The sequence below is a fragment of the Gordonia sp. NPDC003504 genome (assembly GCF_053587995.1).
This window is the reverse complement of record NZ_JBSFPC010000015.1, coordinates 43,420-66,745: the sequence shown is the minus strand read 5'-3', so window position 1 is coordinate 66,745 and position 23,326 is coordinate 43,420. Positions and strand designations below refer to the sequence as shown.

16 protein-coding genes and 1 tRNA gene are annotated in these 23,326 nt (G+C 68.4%); 12 read left to right on the top strand and 5 right to left on the bottom strand.

The window, feature by feature from the left end; translation table 11 throughout:
• Positions 1-170 precede the first annotated feature (170 nt).
• From ACWDPV_RS21440 to ACWDPV_RS21430, 3 genes are read right to left on the bottom strand one after another with little or no spacing between them, the layout of a single operon-like run.
• The gene (locus ACWDPV_RS21440) at positions 171-4,070 is read right to left on the bottom strand and encodes an ABC transporter ATP-binding protein (RefSeq protein WP_449744598.1); all 3,900 of its coding nucleotides are present in this window, start codon (positions 4,068-4,070) and stop codon (positions 171-173) included.
• A complete protein-coding gene (locus ACWDPV_RS21435) occupies positions 4,067-4,834 on the bottom strand; it encodes a hypothetical protein (RefSeq protein WP_449744577.1) in 768 nt (255 codons plus the stop codon). The genes ACWDPV_RS21440 and ACWDPV_RS21435 overlap by 4 nt, the downstream gene beginning before the upstream one ends.
• Positions 4,831-5,877 (bottom strand): glutathione S-transferase family protein, encoded by a 1,047-nt coding sequence (locus ACWDPV_RS21430; protein ID WP_449744576.1) that lies wholly within the window; start codon positions 5,875-5,877, stop codon positions 4,831-4,833. Before ACWDPV_RS21430 ends, ACWDPV_RS21435 begins: the two co-directional genes overlap by 4 nt.
• A gap of 143 nt (positions 5,878-6,020) precedes the next feature.
• Here ACWDPV_RS21430 and ACWDPV_RS21425 point away from each other — a divergent pair, with 143 nt between their 5' ends.
• The 4 genes from ACWDPV_RS21425 to ACWDPV_RS21410 all read left to right on the top strand — a co-directional run bounded on the left by ACWDPV_RS21425 (position 6,021) and on the right by ACWDPV_RS21410 (position 12,499).
• The gene (locus ACWDPV_RS21425; protein WP_449744597.1) at positions 6,021-6,692 is read left to right on the top strand and encodes a PadR family transcriptional regulator; all 672 of its coding nucleotides are present in this window, start codon (positions 6,021-6,023) and stop codon (positions 6,690-6,692) included.
• Positions 6,689-8,200 (top strand): MFS transporter, encoded by a 1,512-nt coding sequence (locus tag ACWDPV_RS21420; RefSeq protein WP_449744575.1) that lies wholly within the window; start codon positions 6,689-6,691, stop codon positions 8,198-8,200. The genes ACWDPV_RS21425 and ACWDPV_RS21420 overlap by 4 nt, the downstream gene beginning before the upstream one ends.
• Before the next feature lie 106 nt (positions 8,201-8,306).
• Positions 8,307-9,506: an exonuclease SbcCD subunit D gene (locus tag ACWDPV_RS21415; RefSeq protein ID WP_449744574.1), complete on the top strand. Its 1,200-nt coding sequence runs from the start codon at positions 8,307-8,309 to the stop codon at positions 9,504-9,506.
• Complete coding sequence (locus ACWDPV_RS21410) at positions 9,503-12,499, top strand: AAA family ATPase (protein WP_449744573.1); 2,997 nt, start codon at positions 9,503-9,505, stop codon at positions 12,497-12,499. The genes ACWDPV_RS21415 and ACWDPV_RS21410 overlap by 4 nt, the downstream gene beginning before the upstream one ends.
• 11 nt (positions 12,500-12,510) lie before the next feature.
• Here the strand turns inward: ACWDPV_RS21410 and ACWDPV_RS21405 are convergent, their stop codons facing one another.
• Positions 12,511-13,104: a TetR/AcrR family transcriptional regulator gene (locus ACWDPV_RS21405; protein ID WP_449744572.1), complete on the bottom strand. Its 594-nt coding sequence runs from the start codon at positions 13,102-13,104 to the stop codon at positions 12,511-12,513.
• 109 nt (positions 13,105-13,213) lie between these two features.
• Between ACWDPV_RS21405 and ACWDPV_RS21400 the strand changes: the two genes are divergently transcribed.
• The 4 genes from ACWDPV_RS21400 to ACWDPV_RS21385 all read left to right on the top strand — a co-directional run bounded on the left by ACWDPV_RS21400 (position 13,214) and on the right by ACWDPV_RS21385 (position 16,963).
• Complete coding sequence (locus tag ACWDPV_RS21400) at positions 13,214-14,455, top strand: MFS transporter (protein ID WP_449744571.1); 1,242 nt, start codon at positions 13,214-13,216, stop codon at positions 14,453-14,455.
• A gap of 37 nt (positions 14,456-14,492) precedes the next feature.
• On the top strand, positions 14,493-15,425 hold the full coding sequence (locus ACWDPV_RS21395) for an ABC transporter substrate-binding protein (protein ID WP_449744570.1): 933 nt from the start codon (positions 14,493-14,495) through the stop codon (positions 15,423-15,425).
• A gap of 130 nt (positions 15,426-15,555) precedes the next feature.
• Positions 15,556-15,628 (top strand) — tRNA-Arg (locus ACWDPV_RS21390).
• 450 nt (positions 15,629-16,078) lie between these two features.
• A complete protein-coding gene (locus tag ACWDPV_RS21385; RefSeq protein ID WP_449744569.1) occupies positions 16,079-16,963 on the top strand; it encodes a class II glutamine amidotransferase in 885 nt (294 codons plus the stop codon).
• Between the two features lie 119 nt (positions 16,964-17,082).
• On the opposite strand, the gene ACWDPV_RS21380 is transcribed toward ACWDPV_RS21385, so the two are convergent.
• Positions 17,083-17,637 (bottom strand): DUF4334 domain-containing protein, encoded by a 555-nt coding sequence (locus ACWDPV_RS21380; RefSeq protein ID WP_449744568.1) that lies wholly within the window; start codon positions 17,635-17,637, stop codon positions 17,083-17,085.
• A gap of 156 nt (positions 17,638-17,793) precedes the next feature.
• Here ACWDPV_RS21380 and argS point away from each other — a divergent pair, with 156 nt between their 5' ends.
• From argS to thrC, 4 genes are read left to right on the top strand one after another with little or no spacing between them, the layout of a single operon-like run.
• A complete protein-coding gene (argS, locus tag ACWDPV_RS21375; RefSeq protein ID WP_449744567.1) occupies positions 17,794-19,446 on the top strand; it encodes an arginine--tRNA ligase in 1,653 nt (550 codons plus the stop codon).
• A complete protein-coding gene (lysA, locus tag ACWDPV_RS21370; protein ID WP_449744566.1) occupies positions 19,443-20,861 on the top strand; it encodes a diaminopimelate decarboxylase in 1,419 nt (472 codons plus the stop codon). The genes argS and lysA overlap by 4 nt, the downstream gene beginning before the upstream one ends.
• A 27-nt stretch (positions 20,862-20,888) precedes the next feature.
• A complete protein-coding gene (locus ACWDPV_RS21365) occupies positions 20,889-22,220 on the top strand; it encodes a homoserine dehydrogenase (RefSeq protein WP_449744596.1) in 1,332 nt (443 codons plus the stop codon).
• Positions 22,213-23,307 (top strand): threonine synthase, encoded by a 1,095-nt coding sequence (thrC, locus tag ACWDPV_RS21360; protein WP_348808480.1) that lies wholly within the window; start codon positions 22,213-22,215, stop codon positions 23,305-23,307. Before ACWDPV_RS21365 ends, thrC begins: the two co-directional genes overlap by 8 nt.
• Positions 23,308-23,326 lie beyond the last annotated feature (19 nt).

Here is a 23,326-nt window from a genome sequence, read left to right as displayed (position 1 = left end):
GTCGTGAACCACCTGCAGATGGTACGCGCTTGCGCTCTTCGGCGACGAAGGCAGCCCGCGCCCGATCACCCCGGCGAGGTGCGGTGGCCACCACCGCCGCCGGAGCCGTCACCCTCCGGCGCCGTTGACGGGTCCCGTGCGCTTCGACAGCCGCGCGTACCCGCGACAACTCAGCGCATGAGTTGCCTTGCAGGCGACGTACCGTCCACGTCGGGATCGACACCGGCATCCCAGAACGTGCGATACCTCCCGCCCAACGCGAGGAGTTGCTCGTGTGTTCCCGCCTCGACGATCCGGCCCGCGTCGACCACGGCGATCCGGTCCGCGCGCGCCGCAGTCGCGAGCCGGTGGGCCACGATCACCGATGTTCGTCGATGGGTGAGGGCATCGCCGGCGGCGAGCACCGTCGCCTCGGTGGCCTGGTCGAGGGTTGCCGTCGCCTCGTCGAGCAGCAGCAGGTCGGGGGAGACGAGCTCGGCGCGCGCGAGGGCGATCAGTTGGCGCTGGCCCGACGACAGGCCCTGACCGCGTTCACCGATGGGGTGATTCATGCCGCCGGACAGGCCCGCGATCATCTCGGCGGCGCCGACGGCCCGCGCGGCGGTGGTGATGTCGGAGCGGTCCGCGTCGGGCCGGCCGTAGGCGATGTTGTCGGCGACGGTGCCGGTGAACAGGTGGGGTTCCTGGGGGACGATCCCGATATGGCTGCGATAGCCGCGCACGGTGAAATCCCGGATGTCGGTGCCGTCCATCCGCACGGCACCGGATGTCGGGTCGTAGAAGCGGGCGAGCAGTTTGACGATGGTCGACTTGCCCGCCCCGGTGCGGCCCACCAGCGCCAGCGACGTCCCGGGCGGGATGTGCAGATCGACATCGCCCAGTGCCTCGGTGGGTGCCTGCGCGTACCGGAAGCCGACGGCGTCGAGGCGTGCATCGCCGTCGAATCCGGCCGGCCCGGGATCGTGGGCGTCGGGGCGCTCGGCGACGGTCGTCGGCGTGCGCAGCAGATCGGCGATGCGTCGCAGGCCCACCGCGGCCTGCTGATAGCCGTCGAACACCTGCGACAGTTGCTGCACCGGACCGAACAGCAACGAGAGATAGAGGATGAAGGCGATCAGCGTGCCGGCCGACAGCGTGCCGCCGGAGATCTGGTGGGCCCCGACCGCGATCGCCGCGGCGGTGGCGAGGTCGCTGATCAGGGTGATGAACGGGAAGTACACCGAGATGGCGCGCTGTGAGGTCATCCGAGCCGAAAACCATTGCGCGGCAAGCCCGGCGAAGCGCCGCGCGGCGACGTCGGTGTTCCGGTACGAGCGGGTGGTCTTGATGCCGGCGATGTTCTCCTGGAAGTCGGCGTTGACCGCGCTGACGAGTTCGCGCGACCGCGTGTAGGCGCGGGCGGCGATCCGGCGGAAGATGACCGTCGCCACGATCAGGACCGGGATGGCGGGCAGGATCAGCGCGCCGAGCTGCAGATCGGTCAGCAGGAGCGCCGCGCTGACCCCGAGCAGGGTCAGGACCGCGACGATGGCCGTGGGCAGGCCCGTCTGCAGGAAGGTCGAGAGCGCATCGACGTCGGTGGTCATCCGCGTCATGATGCGGCCGGACAGTTCCCGTTCGTAGTAGTCGAGGCCGAGGCGCTGCAGATGTGCGTAGCTGCGCACCCGCAGACCGAAGAGCACCCGCTCGCCCGCGCGGGTCGAGTACAGGGTCATCGCGGCCGAGGCGACCCATCCCACCGCGACCGTCGCCACACCGATCCCGGTGGCGACGAGCAGGGTCCGTTCATCGGTGCGGGTGGCGGCATCGATCACCGCGCGGGCCAGCGACGGGAAGATCAGCCCGGTGAGCGTGTCCACGGCGATCGCGGCGATCGCGATGGCCATCAGCCAGCGCACCGGCCTGACGATCTGCCACAGGGAGAATTCCCGATTCTCGGCGCGCGTCGCGGCGACGTCGACGTGCGGGTCCTCGTCGGCCGGTGGGAGTGCCGCGACGGCGTCGAGCAAGGCGGGAGTGGCCGGCATCGAACCCAGTGCCCCGGCGATGCCACCGCCGCGTCCGCCCCGGCCACCGACGCCGCCGGGCGGGCCGGCCGGATCGGGCGTCCCGGGCCGGAGTCGTTCCCGTACGACGGGCGCGTCCGTGGGCCACAGTCGTGCGTCGAGGGTGTCGTCGTTGGTGGGTTGTGGCGCAATACGTTGTGGTGCAACGTGTTTCGATGTCCCCGGAGCGGGGTGTGCGGGTGACGCCACCGGCGACATGAGCGCCCGGAACATCTCGCTGCGGGCGTCGAGTTCGGCCACGGTGCCGACATCGACGATGCGACCGCCGTCGAGCACGGCTACCCGATCGACGAGCATCAGGGTGGACCGGCGGTGCGCGAGGACCAGCATGGTCGGGCTCTGCGTGCGCAGCCGGTGCAGAATACCCGCCTCGGTGGACGCGTCGACCGCCGACGTGGCGTCGTCGAGGACGAGGATCCGGGGACGTGCGTAGAGGGCGCGGGCCAGCGCCACGCGTTGACGCTGGCCGCCGGACAGCGTCAGTCCCCGCTCGCCGACGACGGTGTCGAAGCCGTCCGGGAGGGCCTCGATGAACTCGAGGGCGTCGGCGGCGCGTGCGGCCTCGACGAGGCGTGGGTCGGGGTGCGCACCCACCGGGTGACGTTCGCCGAGTGTGATGTTGGTGGCGATGGTGTCGGAGTAGAGGAAAGGTTCGTCGAAGACCACGGCCACCCCCGCATGCAGCGAATCGCTCGACAGGTCGCCGATCGGGGTGCGGACCTGCCCGCCGGGCCCCGACAGCGCATCGATCGATCCGCGGTCGGGGCGCACATGGCGGCTCACCAGGTCGGCGAGGGTGGACTTGCCCGAGCCTGGTGGCCCCACGACGGCGACGCATTCACCGGGGCCGATCCGCAGGTCGATGCCGTCGAGCACCCGCTCCCCGTCATAGGAGAAATCGACTCCACGCAACTCCAGGCCCAGCGGGCCGTCGGGGAGCGTCTCGGTGTTGGCCTCGTCCGGGTCGGTGGGCGCGTCGATCACGTCGTAGACCCGCTCCACCGCCGCACGGGCCAGCTGCCCGCTGACCACCAGGTTGGTCAGCAACCGCGCCAATGCGGTCATCGACGCGACATAGGTGGCGAATGCGAGGAAGGTGCCCGGGGTGATGTCGCCGTCCAAGGTCAGATATCCGCCGACGGCGATGACCGCGACCATGCCGAGCTGCGGGATGGCCGCCATCGTAGGGGTGAAGTGCGCGTTGATCTTTCCCGCCCGCAACCGCTTGCCGTAGAGGTCACGGCCGAGGGTGACGAGTTCGTCGACGGCGCGGGTTTCCTGGCCGAATCCCTTGACGACGCGCACGCCGGTGACGGTCTCCTCGACGTGCTGGGCGACGTCGGCGGCGGCCTGCTGCGCCGACCAGGTCGCGGCGAAGAGCCGGCGCCGGGTGGTGACGACGACGATCGCGACGAGCGGGACGATGGCCAACGCGATCAGCGTGAGCAGTGGCGAGAGGTAGAACATGATGACCAGCGCCAGGACCACCTGGCCGGCGGCACCCACCGACAACGGCACCATCGCCAGCAGGCCCTGCACGATCTGCAGATCCGAGATCGAGCGGGAGACCACCTGACCGGTGCGGATGTGGGCCTGGGTGGCACCGTCGAGGTGTAACAGGGTGTCCAGCAGGCGTAGTCGCAGGGTGTTCTGGACGGTGATCGAGAGACGGCCGGCGGTCAGCCGTCGGCCCATCTGGCAGAGGTAGCGCACCACGGCCAGCGCCAGCAGCAACCCGACGATGAGCGGCACCGTGAGCGACTCCAGGCCACGCCCGGAGCCGGCGCCGGTCGCCAGATCCAGGGCCGCCTTGGACAGCAGCGGCACGACGAGATCGACGGCGACGGCGATGAAGGTCACCGACAACGTGATGGCCACGAGTCGACGATGCTCGAGGCACTCGGCGGTCAGGCGGCGCAGCCAGCCGGCATGGGCGCGCGGCGATCCGGTGGCGGGTCCGGGATCGTGCGAGGGGGCGGTCTCGGTGGTGGTGCCGAGCGTCACTTCTCGCCGGCCGGAAGCCACGGGTTGATGATCACGGCACCGTCGACGGTGGTGGAGTCGATGGTCCAGTGCGCCGGCGGCGGACCGAACGCCTCGCGTGAACTCGCGATCACCCGCTTGCCGAGGGCACGGTTGCCCGCGCCGCCGATGACGGCGCCGATCCCGGCGGGCAGCATGCGACCGACGATGAGCGGCGCGCGTTTGAGTGCGTACTTCTTGGCCACCCGGTTGACCAGCGTCTTGTTGAGTTTGGCGAATGCGCCGTTGGGTGCCGACGCGCGACCGAGGCGCCGCAGCGCGCCGCCCTGGGTGCCGACCACCCGGCCGAGCCGGGCGAGACCTTCCTCGCCGAGGGCGACGGTGAGCACCAACGTCTTTCGCCGTTCGGTCTCGTGGATGCCGATCCCGTGGACCTCGGCGATCGCGAGCGCGAGCAGGGCCGAGGCTTCGAGGAACCACGCCGTCTCACCGGTCACCGCCCCGAGCGCTGTCACGGTGCCGACGCCGGGAATCGCGGCGGTGGCGCCGACCGCGCTGCCCGAGGAGGTCACCGCGTTGAGGTAGCGCTTCTCCAGCCGCGTGATGATCTGCGCGGGGGAGTCATTCGGGTACTTCTCCCGCAGACCGAGGACATACTTCGCCACCGCGGGGGCCTGCAGTCGCTGTGCCTTGTCGATCAGGTTGCCGGTGACTTGGGCGGTACGTCCGGCCGCCGGTCCCGTGGGTTTCGGTGCGGCAGCCTCGGGCCGCTTCTTGCCGATCATGCGACGGGCACCCAGTGCTCGGCGGGAACCACCTCGGCCGGGCGCGGTGGTGGTGGCGGGGTGCCGTCGCCGAAGGGGCGTCCGCCGAGTTCCTCGCGGTGATGTGGGGTCAGCCAGTTGCGCAGGTCGGGTCCCGCCGGCACGATGCCGGTCGGGTTGATGTCGCGGTGCACGAGGTAATAGTGCTGCTTGATCTGGGTGAAGTCGGTGGTGTCACCGAATCCGGGGGTTTGGAACAGGTCCCGCGCGTAGGCCCACAGCACCGGCATCTCCGCGAGTTTGGTGCGGTTGCATTTGAAGTGGCCGTGATAGACCGCATCGAAGCGGGCGAGTGTGGTGAACAGCCGCACGTCGGCCTCGGTGATGGTGTCGCCGACGAGGTACCGCTGTGTGGACAACCGCTCGGAGAGTTCGTCGAGTTTGGTGAACAACCGGTCGTAGGCCTTGTCGTAGGACTCCTGGCTGCCGGCGAAGCCGCAGCGGTAGACGCCGTTGTTGACCTCGGTGTAGACGCCCTTGTTGACCGTGTCGATCTCGTCGCGGAGGTGCTCGGGATAGAGCTGCGGGGCGCCGTCACGATGGAAGTCGGTCCATTCCAGCTCGAAGTCGATGGTGATCTGCGGGAAGTCGTTGGTGACGACCTCGCCGGTCGGGATGTCGACGACCGCGGGGACGGTGATGCCCTTCGGGTAGCCGGGGAAACGCTTCTCGTAGGCGTCTTTCAGACGGGGGATGCCCAACACCGGGTCGATGCCGCCGGGATCGAGGTCGAAGGTCCACGAGTCGGCGTCGTGGGTGGGCCCGCACAGGCCGAGTGAGATCGCGTCCTCGAGGCCGAGGAGCCGTCGCACGATCAGCGTGCGGTTGGCCCACGGGCAGGCGCGGGCGGCGACGAGCCGGTAGCGCCCGGGTTCGACGGTGTAGCCGTCGCGTCCGTCGCGGGTGATGCGGGTTTCGATGTACTTGGTGTCGCGGACGAATTCCTGACCGCCGGTGACATACGTTCCCTGCTTGCTGCTTACCGAGGTGGTGTCGGTGTTCATGGCACCACAGTAGTGAACCGTTCGGGGTCTTGGTTCTGATCACTCCGGAATGTATATTCCAACTGGAATAATTGGTTCGGGTGAAGGGTCGGTTCGTGACGGGACGTCAGCAGGGCAGCGCAACGCCACCGACGCTGTCGTCCATGGCGGTCCTTGCTCTCGGTCTGCTGGCCGAGAAGCCGATGCACCCGTACGAGATGGTGCAGACCACGATCTGTCGTCGCGAGGACCGGCTGGTGAAGTTCCGTCCCGGGACCCTCTACCACGCGGTCGACCGGCTGGCCGCCGACGAGCTGATCGCTGTGCACGAGGTGCGACGGGAGGGCAACCGGCCGGAGCGGACGGTGTATGCGATCACCGATGCCGGACGGGCCGCACTCGAGGCCAACCTGGAAGAGATCCTGGGGCGTCATCCCGACGAGTACCCCGAGCTCTACCTGGCGCTCGCCGAGGCGCACGGACTCCCGCGACGCCGCGTCATCGAGCTGTTGACCACCCGGCTGGAGGCGATGCGCGCCGATCTCCTCGACATCACCACGGCGACCGATGAGGCCCACGCCAAGGGCACCCCCGAGATGTTCTTCCTCGATGCGGGCTGCCGCATCGCCACGATGCGAGCCCAGATCGATTGGCTCGCAGAGCTTCTCGACCGGCTGCGGGACGGCCGGGTCGATTGGCTCGACGACCCCGGATTCACCTATCCGGCTGCGGCGCCGAGTGCGCCGTCCACCGCAGCAAAGTCCACCGCAGCAAAGTCCACCGCAGCAAAGTCCACCGCAGCGAAGTCCACCACAGAGAAAGAGTCCACCCGATGAGTACACCCACGACCCCGACGGCGGTGACCACCCGACCGTGGCTCGCCTTGATGGCGTTGTGCGTCGGCTTCTTCATGATCCTCGTGGACATGACGATCGTCGCCGTCGCGCAACCGCAGATCCAGGTCGCCCTCGACACCGACGTCAACGGGATCGTCTGGGTCACCAGCGCCTACCTGCTCACTTATGCCGTGCCACTGCTGGTCACCGGACGTCTCGGCGACAAGTTCGGCCCCAAACTCGTCTATCAGGCGGGTCTGGTGGTCTTCACCATCGCGAGTGTCTGGTGTGGTTTCGCCGGTTCGATCGGTGAGCTGATCGCGGCGCGGGCCTTGCAGGGTATCGGCGCCGCGCTCATCACCCCGCAGACGATGGCCCTGATCACCCGGATCTTCCCGCCGGAGAAGCGCGGCGCGGCGATGGGCGTCTGGGGCACCGTCGCCGGTGTGGCCACGTTGGTCGGACCGCTGCTCGGTGGCATCCTGACCGACAGTCTCGGGTGGGAGTGGATCTTCTTCGTCAATCTGCCGGTCGGTATCGCGGGCCTGATCCTCGCTGCCACGCTGGTTCCGTCGGTGGAGACCCACGATCACAGCTTCGACTGGATCGGCGTGGTGCTCTCCGGAGTCGGCTTGTCCGCCTTGGTCTTCGGTATCCAGGACGGCGAGAAGTACGAGTGGGCGGGGTGGATCTGGGCGTTGATCGTCGGCGGACTGGTCATGCTCGCACTCTTCATCTACTGGCAGTCGCGCATCAAGACCGAACCGCTGGTGCCGCTGTCGCTGTTCACCGACCGCAACTTCTCGCTGTCCAACATCGGCATCGCCTCGATGGGTTTCGCGATCTCCGGGTTGATGATCCCGATGATGTTCTTCCTGCAGCTCGTCGGGGGGATGTCGCCGACACGGGCGGCGGTGATGATGGTGCCGATGGCCGCGCTCACCGGAATCCTGGCGCCCATCGTCGGGCGGATTCTGGATCGGGTGCATCCCAGCGTCATCATCTCCTCGGCGCTGCTGTTGCAGGCCGTCGCCGTCGGTTGGGCGGGCATGATCGCCCGCCCGGCCACCCCGGTGTGGGAGTTGGTGATCCCGCTGGCGCTGATGGGTATCGCCTCGGCCGGAATCTGGGCGCCGCTGGCCGCCACCGCGACCCGTAACCTCCCGTGGCAGCAGGCCGGTGCCGGTGCCGGGGTGTACAACACCACCCGGATGATCGGTTCGGTCATCGGATCGGCCGCCGTCGGCGCGATCATGCAGACCCGGTTGGCAGCGGAACTGCCCGGCGTGGACACCAGCGAGCATTCCAATGCGGTCTCCCAGCTCCCGGCGATGATCCGTGAGCCGTTCGCCACCGCGATGGGGCAATCGCTCTACCTGCCCGCCGGGGTGTTGCTGATCGGTGTGATCGCGACCCTGTTCCTCAAGCGTCCCGGCCATCAGGCCGTCGGCGCGACGCAGCGGGCGGCCGTCGCCAAGGGCGAGGTGGAGAGCGCCGGCGCGGCCTGAATCCGCAGGTGAAGCGCGGAATCGGCGGGGCGCGGAGGCGCGGCGGTGACGCCACGCACCCGCGCCCTCCCCGTTTCTGTCGGTCGGCGATCGTACGGTGTTGGACATGCGAATCCTGCACACCTCCGACTGGCATCTCGGCCGTACCTTCCACGGCGTCGAGTTGCTCGCCGACCAGCGCCGCGCGCTGGCCGATCTCGCCGCCGTCGTGGCCGACGAGTCAGTGGACGTGGTGGTGGTCGCCGGTGACGTGTACGACCGGTCGGTGCCCTCGGCAGACGCGGTGGCCGTCTATGACGAAGGGCTGGGGCTGATCTCGGCGGCCGGCGCGCAGATCGTGGTGACCTCGGGCAACCACGATTCGCCCACCCGCCTCGGCGCGGGGTCGTCGTTCGCCGCCGCCGGCGGGTTGCACCTGCGGACCACCATCGCCGCGATCACCGACCCGGTGATCATCGGCGACGCGCACGGCCCGGTGGCCTTCTACGGCATCCCGTACCTCGAACCCGACACCGCGCGAACCGAACTCGGTGTCGGCGACGCCCGCTCCCATCAGCAGGTACTCGACGCGGCGATGGGCCGCATCCGCGCAGACGTCGCCGATCGGGATGGGGTGCGCTCGGTGGTCGCCGCACACGCCTTCGTCGTCGGTGGCGTCGCGACCGGGTCGGAACGGTCGATCAGCGTCGGTGGGGTGGAAACGGTTGCCGTGCAGACCTTCTCCGGGGTCGACTACGTCGCACTCGGACACCTGCATTCGCCGCAGACGTTGACTCCGGGGGTCCGCTACAGCGGCTCGCCGTTGGCGTACTCGTTCGGTGAACGCACCCACCGCAAGTCGGTGTGGATCGTCGACCTCGACGCCGATGGCCTCACCGAGGTGCGTGCCCACGAGCTCCCGATCGTCCGCGGATTGAGTTCGGTGCGTGGCACTCTCGACGACCTGCTGGCCGACGGGTCGTTGGCCGACTCGGAGGGTCATTACGTGGAGGCCACCCTGACCGACGCACTGCGCCCGGTCGACGCCATGCGCCGGCTGCGGGAGCGTTTCCCCTACGCGGTGCACGTGAGCTGGGACCGGCCACACAGTGGCGGCGGCGTCGATTACCGGTCGCGGGTGCACGGACGCTCCGATGCCGACATCGTCACCTCCTTCGTCACCGACGTGCGGGATGCGCCGAGCGCGGGTGAACGCAGGATCATCGAGCGTGCGCTCAGAGCCGTTGTCGGCGAACCGGAATCGGAGATCGCCGGCGACGGTGAGTGGGCATTGTTCGCGCTACCCGAGGTGGCGGAGTCGGCATGAGAATCCATCACCTGCGGATGCGGGCGTTCGGTCCGTTCGCCGACGAGACGGTCATCGACGTCGACGCACTCGCGGCCGACGGGCTGTTCCTGCTGCACGGCCAGACCGGTGCCGGTAAGTCCACCATTCTCGACGCGGTGGCCTTCGCGCTCTTCGGTAGGGTGCCGGGGGCGCGCAACGATGCCAAGCGGCTGCACTCCGATCACGCCGCGCCCGATGTGGTCCCGGAGGTCGAACTCGAGGCGACCATCGGTGGGCGGCGCCTGCGGATCATCCGCTCACCGGAGTTCCATCGACCGAAGAAGACCGGCGAGGGCACCCGCAAGATCAACGCCCGGGCGTCGCTGGTCTGGGTGGATGGCTCCGGTCCCGCCTTGACCCGCATCCCCGACATCGGTGATGCGGTGATCGGGGTGCTGGGTATGAGTGCCGAGCAGTTCTTCCAGGTGGTGCTGCTGCCGCAGGGTGATTTCGCCCGGTTCCTGCGCGCCAACCCGGATGAACGGGAGACGTTGCTGGAGCGCGTCTTCGACACGGCGCGCTTCGGTGACCTCGAGGAGTGGCTGCGTGAGCGGGCGCGGGAGAGCGAGGCCGATCTCGGCGAGCGCACCGCGGCGCTGGACCGGCTGGCCGGGCAGATCGTCGCGGTCGGCGGCGGTGACGCCCCGGCCGAACCCGATGACGAGTGGGCGCAGGCATGCCTTGAGGCTGCCGCGCAGGACGATTCGCGGTCCGCCACGGTGCTGACCGCGGCGCAGGCGGCCGCCGATCAGGCGCGTGCGGCGTACGACGCCGGTGTCCGCATCGCCGACCTGCGGCGCCGCGGCGGCGAGGCGCGGTCCCAACTCGGGCAACTGGCCCGGGGTGAGGCCGAATTCTCCGCTGCCAACACCGCATTGGCCGCCGCGCGCCGCGCCGCGCCGCTGGGTCCGATCGCCGATGATCTCGATCGTGCGATCACCCGACGGCGCCAGGCTGATCGGGGAGTCGACCGCGCCGCCGGCCGCTTCGTCGAACTGGACGAGGCCGCCGCGTGGTGTGCCGGGCGTGAGGCGAACTCGATCGACCCCGACGCCCTCGAAGAAGCCATCGGCCGGTGGACCGCGGAATCGGGACGCTGGCAACCGCTGGCGCGCCGAATCGGGGAGCGGCCTGGCCTGATCGCCGACATCGACGCCGTGGACACGCGGATCACACAGTGCGGCAAGCGAATGGGAGAACTGTCGGAGCTGTTGGAGCACGCCCCGGAGCGGCGTCGTCGGGCCGCGAACTCGCTGACCGCCGCCACCGCGGTGCGGGTGCAGGTGCCCGGCTTGCGTACCGAGCACGAACGCCTGACGAAACTGGTCATGGCGTGGGAGGAACGCGAGAAGCAGCGCGCGTCCGCCCGGACGGCCGAGCGGACACTCCTCGACGCGCGGGAGAAACAGGTGAGCGCGGCCGAGCACCTCGTCGACCTGCGTCGGCGTCGGCTCGACGGGATGGCGGCCGAACTCGCTGCCCAACTTGTCGACGGACAACCCTGCACGGTGTGTGGATCCGCCGATCATCCCGAACCGACGGTGGCCATCGACGGCACGTCGGTCTCGGACGCCGATGAGGCGGACGCACGTGCCGCCGAACAGGATGCGGCCACGCATCGGGACGCCGCGCAGGTGCGTCATGCGGCGATCGCGCAACGGCTCGCCGTCCTCGACGACACCCTCGGTGAGATGTCGCGGGGTCAGATCGACGACGACCTCGCCCGCAGCGTCGCCGCACTCGCCGATGCCGATCGTTCCCTCGCGCGCATTCCCGAGTTGGAGCATGCCCTCGATGCGATCGAGGCCGAGACCGACGCGTGGCGGCGGGAACTGGGGGAGTGCGAGTCGACCCGCTCAGCCGACCGGCAGAAGGCGACGTCGCTGCGTGAGACCCTGACGGCGTTGGACGCCGAGGTTCTCGAGGCCACGGGTGGGCGCGGTGGGATCACCGAACGATTGGCCGAACTGGATGAGCTGATCCGCCGGGCCACCTCGCTGCGCGATGCGCGACGCGTCGGCATCGACGCCGCGGGCCGCCACGACGACATCGCCCAACGACTGGGGGAGCGCTGCGTCGCAGCAGGATTCGAGGACGCCGCGGCCATGCGTGCCGCACTCGCGACCGACGATCAGATCACCCAGTGGGAGATGCTTCTGACACGCGCGGGCGCACTGCGGGCCGCCGCGGAGGCCACCCTCGCCGAACCCGATGTCGCCGCCGCGCTCACCGCCGATTCGGTCGACGTCGACGCCCTCAGCGCGGATCTGCGGGTGGCGGAGGAGGTCCGGGAAGCCGCCGCGCGGGAACATGCCGTCGCCACCCGACGCCACACGATTCTGAAAGAGTATGTGGCACAGTTCTGGTCGGCCGCCGATGGTCTCGCGCCGTTGCGTGAACGCCACGAGGAGTTGCGCGGCCTGGCCGAACTCGTCGCCGGTCGCGGACAGAACTCGCGCCGGATGGCGTTGCGCTCGTATGTGCTGGCCGCCCGGCTGGAAGAGGTGCTTGTCGCGGCCTCGGCGCGGCTACGTCAGATGTCCTCGGGGCGTTACGAGTTCGCTCACAGTGATGCGGCCGGGCCGCGTGGACGCCGCGGCGGTCTGGGTATCGAGGTGCGCGACGAGTACACCGGCGCAGTCCGGGCGACGACGACGCTGTCCGGCGGTGAGACCTTCTTCGCCTCCCTTGCGCTGGCCCTCGGTCTCGCCGACGTGGTCTCTGCCGAGGCCGGCGGTCGCGTACTGGACACCCTGTTCATTGACGAGGGATTCGGCACCCTCGATCCCGAGGCCCTCGACCTTGTCATGGGCGTGCTCGACGAGTTGCGTTCGGGCGGACGCGTCGTCGGGGTGGTGTCCCACGTCGAGGAACTGCGGGCCCGTATCCCGGTCCAGCTGCACGTGATCCGCGGGGAGAACGGGTCGCGTGTGCGAATGGAGGGTATGGCGGTGCCTGCGGTGGGTGGGTGACCGGCCGGTCGTCAGTCCGACGTCGTGTGGTGACCACCAACCGGTAGGCCGGCCAACAGCCACTCCAGGAAGATCTCGTAAGACGGTGCCGGGGAGCCGAATTCGAGGTCACGTTCCAGCGCGCCGAGCCAGCCCACGATGCCGACGGCAAAGATGTAGGCGCTGTGCTGCGCCGACTCGGGTTCGGCGCCGGCCGCCCGGAACCCGGCGATGATGGCCTCCCTCAGATCATTCATGACCTCGGGCCGATGGTCGTGGGGGCCCGCGGTGCGGGAGGCGAAACCGGGTACGGCCAGGAACTCGTCGTGCATTGCCACGGCGATACCGCGCAGCCACGGTTCCCACGTGTCGGCGGTGGGGGAGTCGGTGGGTAGCACCCGTTCGATCACGGTGCGGCTGATCAGCGCGATCAACTCGTCGGTTCCGCCGACCCACCGATAGAGCGCGGAGTGGCTCACGCCCAGTGCCTGAGCCAGGGTTCGCAGCGACATGGTGCGGATGTCGTGGCGCATCGCCTCGGCCACGATCATCTCCTGGCTGAGCTGAGGCGGCCGTCCCCGGGGGCCCGGGCCGGCCGACGATGGGGTGCGAGGTGCGGTTCTCACTCACCCAGGCTAGGCCATGGTGCGTGATCCCCCGACCGCTCGGTGCGGGCCCCGGCACCTCGGCCCACATTTAGTGACCGGTGGTCACTAAATGTGTTCGCGTCGCCTCATGTGCCCTGCCGCCTGCTCGCCCGCCGAGATGTCGCGCTACCGCCGCGGCTACTGGTCCGTGGCGTTCACCTTCTGTGTGGTGATCGCGTTCTCCACCGCGCCGAGTCCCCTCTACCGGACCTACGGCGAGCGCGACGGACTCTCCCCGCTGGCGATCACCCTGATCTACGCGGTGTATGCGGTGGGGGTGATCACGGCCCTCTACCTCGTCGGACATCTGTCGGATACGTTGGGGCGCAGGTGGTTTCTGCTGTCATCGGTCCTCCTGGCGATTCTCGGCTGCGTGGTGTTCATGGTGTTTCCGCAGGCTCCGGGCCTCTATTGCGCACGAGTGCTCAGCGGACTGGCGGTGGGGTTGACCGCTGCGGCCGGAACGGCCTACATCACCGAATTGCATGCCGCACATCGCCCCGCGCATCTCCGGCACCGCGCGCAACTCCTGGCCGCCACCGCGAACGTGATCGGACTCGGCGCCGGTGCGTTCGTCGCCGCGGTGATCGCGACGGTGATGACGTCACCGCTCGTGGCGCCCTACGCGGTGTTCCTCGTGCTGTTGTCCGCGGCGGCACTGATGGTCGCGGTGGCGCCGGAAACCACTCGGCGCAGCCCGTTCCGGCTCCGGGACTACCGGCTGCGCATGCTTGCGGCTCCACGCCGGGGTCGCCGGCGCTTCGTCGGTGCACTGGTGGGGGTCGTCCTGGCCTTCAGCTCGCTGGGGATGTTCGTCGGACTGTCCGGTACCGTCCTGTCGCAGACCCTGCATCGCCCATCGCCCCTGCTCGCCGGCTTCGCGCTGCTGGTGGTCTTCGGAAGCGGCGCGATCACGATGATCGCCACCACCTCGTGGTCCACCCGACAAACGACGTTCACCGGTGCGGCTCTGGTCCCTGCCGGGCTGATCGTCGTGCTCGTCGACGTACTGGCGCCGCAAGCCGGACCGGTGGTGTTCTTCGTCGGGGCGGCAGTGGTCGGCGCCGGTGGGTGTCTGCTGTTTCGTGCGTCGTTCTCGGCGGTGTTGTCGGTGGCCGAGCCGGATCGGTTGGGCGAGACACTGGCGGTCTTCTACCTCACGGGCTATGCGGGACTGTCGGTTCCGGTCATCGGACTCGGACTTGCGCTGCAGCACTGCACCATTGCGGACACACTCCTGGTATTCAGTGTCGCGATCACCGTCGGTCTGATCGCCACTGCCGGCGTGATCGCCGGTCCCCTCGTCGAAAGGACGGCAGATGCCCTATAGCAAAAGTTCTGTCGTGCAGCTGGTTACAGGTCGCAGGATGCTCCGATGGCGAGCCGCGATCGTCGTCGCGGTGTTCGCTGCGCTGATCGGGGCCTGCGCCGCGCCGTCGCAATCGGCAGACTCGAGTAAGGCGCGCCCACGCGTGGTGAGCTCCGCATACGGGCCCGTCACGATCACCGGATCGATCCATCGAGTGGTCGCGCTGTCGGCCGACTGGCTCGGCACCATGCTCGCCGTCGGTGCCCCCGTGGTGGGCTACCGGACCGACGGACCTGCGTCGACGATGGCCGCGGCGCCGTGGCTGCAGAACACGTTGCCGGACTCGGCGGTCCGGCTCACCGGTGAACTGGACATCGCCCGGATCGCCGCACTGCGACCCGATCTCATCGTCGCCCCGACCTGGTTGGTGACCCGTGCGATCAATGACCGCCTTGCCGAACTCGCCCCCACCGTGGTCGGAGACGATTCGGGTGTCGGCACCCGATCGGGTTCGTGGGAACGGGATCTCGCCACCGCCGGTACGGCGCTCGGGCGCGACGTCGGTCCAGTGCGTGACTCGCTCGACAACCAGATCCGTGCCACGGCCGCCGCGCACCCGGACGCGGCGGGCAAGTCATTCGCCATCGGCGTGGCGGGCGGCGGAGGTCAACTCGCCGTGACCAGCAGCCCGGATGCCTCGACGGCCAAATTCCTTGGGGCACTAGGACTTCATCTCGTCGACATACCCGGTGCCACCGGCCTGCGGACGGTACTCTCGGCCGAGAATGCCCGAGTCCTTGACTCCGCCTACCTGCTGATCATGGGGTCGACGACCGCGACGTCGGCAACGGTGCGCGCCTTCACCGCCGGTCGCCCGCCGACATCGCCCACCCTCGAAGCGGATCTCCCGCTGCTCAACGCCTTCAACATCCCGGACGCGTCGTCGATCCCGGTTCTCCTGCGCCACCTCGACGACGTGCTGCCGACCTGAACGTCGTCGATGCGGCCCCACGCCGGCCGAAGGCAGTCCGGCGGCAACCACACCACCGGACCCGCGACACGACGACCAGCCGGATTGGGTTCACGGTTCGGCATGGGTTACTCTGATCACCGCCCGATGAGCCCCCGTAGCTCAGGGGATAGAGCGTCTGCCTCCGGAGCAGAAGGCCGTAGGTTCGAATCCTACCGGGGGCACAGTGACATTTTTGCCGCCCTCCGGGCGGTGTGCGCCCACTGTGTGGATTGAAAGAGATTTACGCGGGCGCACACTGACATCCTTGCCGCCCTCCGGGCGGTGTGCGCCCACTGTGTGGATTGAAAGAGATTTACGCGGGCGCACACTGTCCGAACAGAGGTCTTAGGACCGAACAGAGCTCCTAGGATTTTCCCCGTCCGAAAGTGCTTCTAGGAACGAAAATCTGCACAAGATCTTCACTTGGACTTACGATGACGAAGGTGCGCCGGCCAGGACTTTGGTGACATCGCGCAGAGAATCTTCCTGACTGCGCGTGCGGCGCCGGCCCGCGGCTGCGATTCATCACGCAACTGTCGGGGATGGCTCGGTGAATTGGCGCCCCGGCTGGGTCTCGTCCAGGGGCTCACGGCCGCGCGCCGAACCCTTGATTCAGGACTAGCGTTGCATTCATGTGCCGTTGGCTCGCCTACTGTGGTTCCCCCATCCACCTCGAGGATCTGCTCACGCGACCTTCGCACTCGCTGGTTGACCAGAGCTTCGAGGCCCGGCAGCTGTACCTGCCAGGGTCGCCGACGGCCACCATGTTCCGCAACCACGCGTGGCCCACCAACGGCGACGGGTTCGGCTTCGGCTGGTACGGCGACCGTAGTTTTCCGGGGCAGTTTCGCGACCTGATGCCGGCTTGGAGTGATCACAACCTGCAGCGGCTGTCCGAACAGATCTCGTCCCCGATGTTCCTGGCCCACGTCCGTGCCGCTCTCGGCGGGACCATCGACCGCGTCAACTGCCATCCGTTCCAGCACGGGCGCTGGCTCTTTCAGTACAACGGAGAGATCGGGCAGTTCTCCACGCTCAAACGAGATCTGACCTTCGACGTCGCGCCCGAGCTCTACCCGCTCATCGAGGGCAACGCCGACACCGAACTGTGCTTCTATCTGGCGCTGACGTACGGGCTCGACACCGATCCGAAGGGTGCGCTCGCGAAGCTGGTGGGTCGGGTCGAGCAGGCCCGCGCCGATCACGATGTCGACGTGCCGTTCAACGCGACCATCTGTGCCTCCAACGGTACGGAGATCTATGCCGTGCGCTATTCGAGCAACCGCCAATCCCGCACGCTGTACCACTCGCAGGGTCAGATGAGACTGTCCGCGGGCGACGGCAACGGCCCTATCGAACTGCCCGCCGACGGACGGATCATCGTGTCGGAGCCACTGGAACTCGAGTATCGCGACACCCATTGGGTCGAGATCCCCGAGTGGTCGATCGTGACCGTCCGGGCCGGTGAGGACGTGGTGATCGAGGACTTCCGGCCGAGCGTCATGCCGCACGACTGACGCATCGCGTGCGCCCCTGAGATCGATTCCGGGACAACGTTTGTCGATGTCGATCGCTACCAGATCAACCGCGACCAGATCAACCGCGGCCAGGCCAATGGCGGCCAGGCCAACCGCGACTAGGCCAACCGTAAGTGCTCGTCGCGTTGCAGCACGAAGAAGTACGGCGTCGGCGACTCCTTGAGGTCCATCGCTCCGATCACCGCGTCGTCGGAGATCCGGCGGAAGACGTCGTTGATGGGCAACTGGTCGTACTGCATCGTCGCGGTGTCGACGCCGCGATACCGCGTGGTGCGCAGTCGCGCTCGCGATCTCCCGGTCTGCCACAGTCGTCGGGTCGCCGCGATCGGCGTGACGAACGAAGCCTTCTTCACCCCCGGTGCCATCCGGGCGAGATCGGTGCCACCGAACGCCAGGATCGGGTTCATCGCCCAGAGTGCGGAGCCGTCGCGCGTAGGAAACAACAGTGGATGCACCGTCTCGGCGTCGACGAACTGCTTACCCCACCACCCGCTGGCGGCGAGCAGGCCGTCCATCGGGTGGTCGGTGGGCAGTTCGGCGCCATGCCAGGTGCCGATCATCGCATCGGTCTCGACGGGTTCGGCAGCATCGAAGATCGCCAATGCGTCGTCGGTGGTGGTCGGAACGGAGGTGAGGACGTCGCTCGCACGCATGTGCGCAACCCTACTCTGCGATGAGACGAAAACCGCATAACGTTCCATCCTGTGCTGTGACGCGCGCATCACTTCGATGACCGGCGCCGACCGCCGGGCGGGGCGAAGCCGTCCCCGATGCCGCGCGGAATGGGGCGGCCAATAGGATGGTGACCTGTGACTCCCGCCGATCTTGCTGCGTTGCTCAGCTCTGTCACCCGCGCCGTCGTGGCCGACCATGGCCTCGACGTATCCGTCGTGCCCGACTCCGTCGTGGTGGAGCGACCACGCCATGCCGATCACGGTGACTACTCGACCAACGTCGCACTTCGGCTCGGCAAGAAACTCGGCGTCGCTCCGCGGGAGCTCGCCGGTTGGCTGGCCGACGCCTTCGCCGCCACCGACGGAATCGACAAGGCCGAGGTCGCGGGCCCGGGCTTCGTCAACATCTGGCTGGGTGCGGCCGCGCAGAACACCGTCGTGGCCGCCGTGCTCGAGCAGGGCGGCGGCTACGGCCGGGGCGAGGAGATCGCCGACAAGGTGATCAACCTCGAATTCGTCTCCGCCAACCCGACCGGGCCCATCCATCTCGGCGGCACGCGCTGGGCCGCCGTCGGTGACGCGCTCGGCCGGGTGCTGGCCGCGCGTGGCGCCCAGGTCACCCGGGAGTACTACTTCAACGACCATGGCGCTCAGATCGATCGTTTCGCGCGATCACTGGAGGCCGCGGCCCTCGGCGAACCCACCCCGGAGGACGGCTACGCGGGCGAGTACATCGTCGATATCGCCCGGCAGGTCGTCGCCAAGGTCCCCGGCGTGCTCGAGCAGCCGGCCGATGAGCGGGTCGAGACCTTCCGCGCCGAGGGCGTGGCGCTGATGTTCGACCACATCAAGACGAGCTTGCACGACTTCGGTACCGACTTCGACGTGTTCACCCACGAGAACAAGATGTTCGAGACGGGCCTCGTCGACGAGTGCATCGCCGAACTCAAGGCCAACGGCAACCTGTACGAGGCCGACGGTGCGTGGTGGCTGCACACCGAGAAGTACGGCGACGACAAGGACCGCGTCGTCATCAAGAGCGACGGCGAGGCCGCCTACATCGCCGGCGACATCGCCTACTACCGCGACAAGCGCAACCGCGGCTTCAACCTGTGCATCTACATGCTCGGCGCCGACCACCACGGCTACATCAAGCGGCTCAAGGCCGCCGCGGCGTCGCTCGGCGACGACCCGGACACCGTCGAGGTCCTCATCGGGCAGATGGTCAACCTCGTCCGCGACGGCAAGCCGGTCCGGATGAGCAAGCGCGCCGGCACGGTGATCACCCTCGATGACCTCGTCGACGCCGTCGGCGTGGACGCCGCGCGCTACGCGCTGATCCGGTCGTCGATCGACGTCAACATCGACATCGACCTCGATCTGCTGGCCAAACAGTCCAACGACAACCCGGTGTACTACGTGCAGTACGCCCACGCGCGGCTCTCGGCGCTGTCGCGCAACGCCGCGGAGCTGGGATTGGCCCCCGATCTCGATCACCTCGACCTGCTCGACACCGCGGAGGAGGGGGACCTGATCCGGACGCTCGGCGACTTCGACGAGGTCGTGGCCACCGCCGCGACGCTGCGGGAACCGCACCGTATCTGCCGCTACCTCGAGGCGCTCGCCGGTACCTATCACCGCTTCTACGCGCACTGCCGGGTGCTGCCCCAGGGTGACGAGGAGGCCGGTGACATCCACCGCGCCCGGCTGGCGCTGTGTGCGGCGAGCCGCCAGGTCCTCGCCAACGGGCTCGAGCTCGTCGGAGTCAACGCACCGGAGCGCATGTGAACGCCCATCCCGCCGGCCCCCGGCACGCCGAACTGCTCGCTGCGCCGCATCTGGCGCAGAAACCCAACGATCCGACCGCGCTCGCCGAGATCCCCGCACAGGTGTGGCCGCGCAACGCCGCTCGCGACGAAACCGGGGAACTGGCCATCGCCGGTGTCGGGGTCACCGAACTCGCCGAGACCTTCGGCACCCCGCTGTTCGTCATCGACGAGTCCGACTTCCGGTCCCGCTGCGCCGACATGATCGACGCCTTCGGCCCGTACGGCCGGGTGCACTACGCGTCAAAGGCGTTCCTGTGCACCGAGATCGCGCGGTGGGTCGATCAGCAGGGACTGTCCATCGACGTTTGCTCCGGCGGCGAGCTGGCCATCGCGCTGCGCGCGGGGTTCCCGGCCGAACGAATCGCCTTCCACGGCAACAACAAGAGCTCGACCGAACTCACGGACGCCCTCGAGGCCGGTGTCGGACACATCGTCGTCGACTCGATGACCGAGATCGAACGACTCGACGTGCTCGCCGGTGAGCGTGGACTCGTGGCCGACGTGCTGATCCGCGTCACCGTCGGAGTCGAGGCCCACACCCACGAATTCATCGCGACCGCGCACGAGGACCAGAAGTTCGGTTTCGCCCTGGCCGGGGGCGTGGCGATGGACGCGGTGCGTCGCGTGTTCGCCACCGACAACCTGCGTCTGGTGGGCCTGCACAGTCACATCGGTTCGCAGATCTTCGACATGGACGGCTTCGAACTCGCCGCACACCGGGTGCTCGGACTGCTCCATGACGTGGTCGCCGAATTCGGAGTCGAGAAGACCTCGCAGATGTCCATCGTGGATCTCGGTGGGGGACTGGGTATTTCCTACATCCCCGAAGACCGTCCATTGCCCGTCAACGCGGTGGCGGAGACGCTGGCCGAGATCGTCAAGCGTGAGTCGGCCGCCGTCGGGCTGCCGATGCCGACCATCGCCGTCGAACCGGGTCGCGCCATCGCCGGCCCCGGCACCATCACGCTGTACGAGGTCGGCACCATCAAGGACGTCGAACTCGGCGGTGGCGCCATCCGCCGCTACGTGTCGGTGGACGGCGGCATGAGCGACAATATCCGCACCGTGCTGTATCAGGCCGAATACGATGTGCGCCTGGTGTCGCGAGTTTCCGACGCTCCCGCGGTGGTCAGTCGCGTCGTCGGAAAGCACTGTGAGAGCGGCGATATCGTGATCAAGGACTGTTGGCTGCCGGAGGATCTGGCGCCCGGTGACCTCATCGCCGTCGCCGCCACCGGTGCGTACTGCTACTCGATGTCCTCGCGCTACAACATGGTGACCCGGCCGGCCGTGGTCGGTGTCGCCGGAGGACAGGCGCGGGTGATTCTGCGACGTGAGACCATTGACGATTTCCTGAGGCTGGAGGTGACCTAGGTGAGTGCGAATTCAGGCAACCCTGCCGTGACAGACCACACCGGGGGTGACGATTCTGCCGGCGACCGCAGCATCGGAGTTGCGGTCCTCGGCATGGGCAATGTGGGCACCGAGGTCGTGCGGATTCTCGACGAGAGTGCCGCCGACCTGCGTGCTCGCGTGGGCGCGCGACTCGAACTGCGCGGAGTCGCGGTCCGCGACATGACCAAGTCGCGCAAGATCGATCAGTCACTGCTGACCGACGACCCGGAATCCCTGGTCACCCGCGACGATGTCGACGTCGTCGTGGAACTGATGGGTGGGATCGACCCGGCGCGCGGTGTGATCCGCCGGGCACTGGAGAGCGGCAAGTCGGTGGTGACCGCCAACAAGGCGCTGCTGGCCGAGTACACCGGTGAACTGGCCGAGGCCGCAGCCAAAGCCAAGGTTGACCTGTACTTCGAGGCCGCGGTCGCCGGCGCGATCCCGGTGATCCGGCCGCTGACCCAGTCGCTGGCCGGCGATTCCGTCGACCGCGTCGCCGGAATCGTCAACGGCACCACCAACTTCATCCTCTCGGCGATGGCCGAGACCGGTGCCGATTACGCCGAAACCCTCGCCGAGGCGTCGCGATTGGGCTACGCCGAAGCTGATCCGACCGCCGACGTCGAAGGGTACGACGCCGCCGCCAAGGCGGCGATCCTGGCCTCCATCGCCTTCCACACCCGTGTCACGGCCGCCGACGTGTACCGCGAGGGCATCACCGCGGTCACCCCCGCCGACCTGGTTGCCGCACGCAAGTTCGACTGCACCATCAAGCTGCTGTCGATCTGCGAGCGCTTGCGCGATGCTGATGGGACACAACGGGTTTCGGCGCGCGTCTACCCGGCGCTGATTCCGCTGTCGCATCCGCTGGCCAGTGTCAACGGCGCCTTCAACGCCGTCGTGGTCGAGGCCGAGAACGCGGGCCGGTTGATGTTCTACGGGCAGGGCGCCGGCGGTTCCCCGACCGCCTCGGCCGTCCTCGGTGACCTGGTGATGGCGGCGCGCAACAAGGTGCACGGCGGGCGCGGTCCGCTGGAATCGACCTACGCGTCGTTGCCGATCGCCACCATTGACGAGGTGCCCACGCGCTACTACGTCTCCATGAAGGTCGCCGACCGGCCCGGCGTCCTCGCGCAGATCGCCGGAGAGTTCTCCAAGCGATCGGTGAGCCTGGCCGCCGTGCGTCAGGAAGGCGCGGGTGAGGACGCCCGGCTGATCGTGGTGACCCACCGCGCCCCGGACCGTGCGCAGTCGGAATGTGTTGCGGCACTGGAAGACATGGATGAAGTGATCAAGGTGTCGAGCGTTCTGCGATTGGAAGGTACCGATGACTGACGCCCCCTCAACCCGACCCGCGCCGGTGCATGCGGGCTGGCCCGGACTCATCGAGGCCTATCGCTCGCGGCTCCCCGTCGCCGACGACTGGAAGGTGGTGACCCTGCTCGAAGGAGCCACCCCGCTGATCTCCGCGCCGCATCTGTCCGAACTGACCGGCTGCGAGGTGTACCTGAAGGTCGAGGGCCTCAACCCGACCGGCTCGTTCAAGGACCGCGGCATGACAATGGCCGTGTCCAACGCGGTCAACAACGGCAAGACCGCGGTGCTGTGCGCGTCGACGGGCAACACGTCGGCCTCGGCGGCCGCCTACGCCACCCGCGCAGGGATCACCTGCGCGGTGCTGATCCCCGAGGGCAAGATCGCAATGGGCAAGCTCGCCCAGGCGGTCATGCACGGCGCCAAGATCATTCAGGTCCAGGGCAACTTCGACGACTGTCTGGAACTGGCGCGTAAGGCGACCGCGGAGTTCCCCGAGATCGAGCTGGTCAACTCGGTGAACCCGGCCCGCATCGAGGGTCAGAAGACCGCGGCGTTCGAGATCGTCGACGTTCTCGGCCGGGCACCCGACGTCCACGCACTGCCGGTCGGCAACGCCGGCAACATCACCGCCTATTGGAAGGGCTACTCGGAGTACTACGCCGACGGCATCTCCACCTCGCGGCCCCGGATGCTCGGCGTCCAGGCCGCGGGCGCGGCTCCTTTGGTCAACGGTGCGCCGGTGGCCGACCCGGAGACCATTGCCACGGCGATCCGGATCGGTAATCCGGCCAGCTGGCATCAGGCGGTGGCGGCCAAGGAGGAATCCGGCGGACAGTTCCGTGCGGCGACCGACGAGAAGCTGCTCGAGGCGTACAGATTGGTCGCCGGGCGCGAAGGCGTCTTCGTCGAGCCGGCATCGGCCGCCAGTGTCGCCGGACTGCTCGCGGCCCACGCCGACGGCTGGATCACCCCCGGGGAGACCGTGGTGTGCACGGTCACCGGTAACGGCCTCAAGGATCCGGACACCGCGTTGTCGGGGATGCCGGAGGTCGAGGCGATCGAGGTCGACCCGGTGGCGGTGGCTCATGCACTCGGCGTGGCCTGAGGCCTCGGCGGCACCGCGA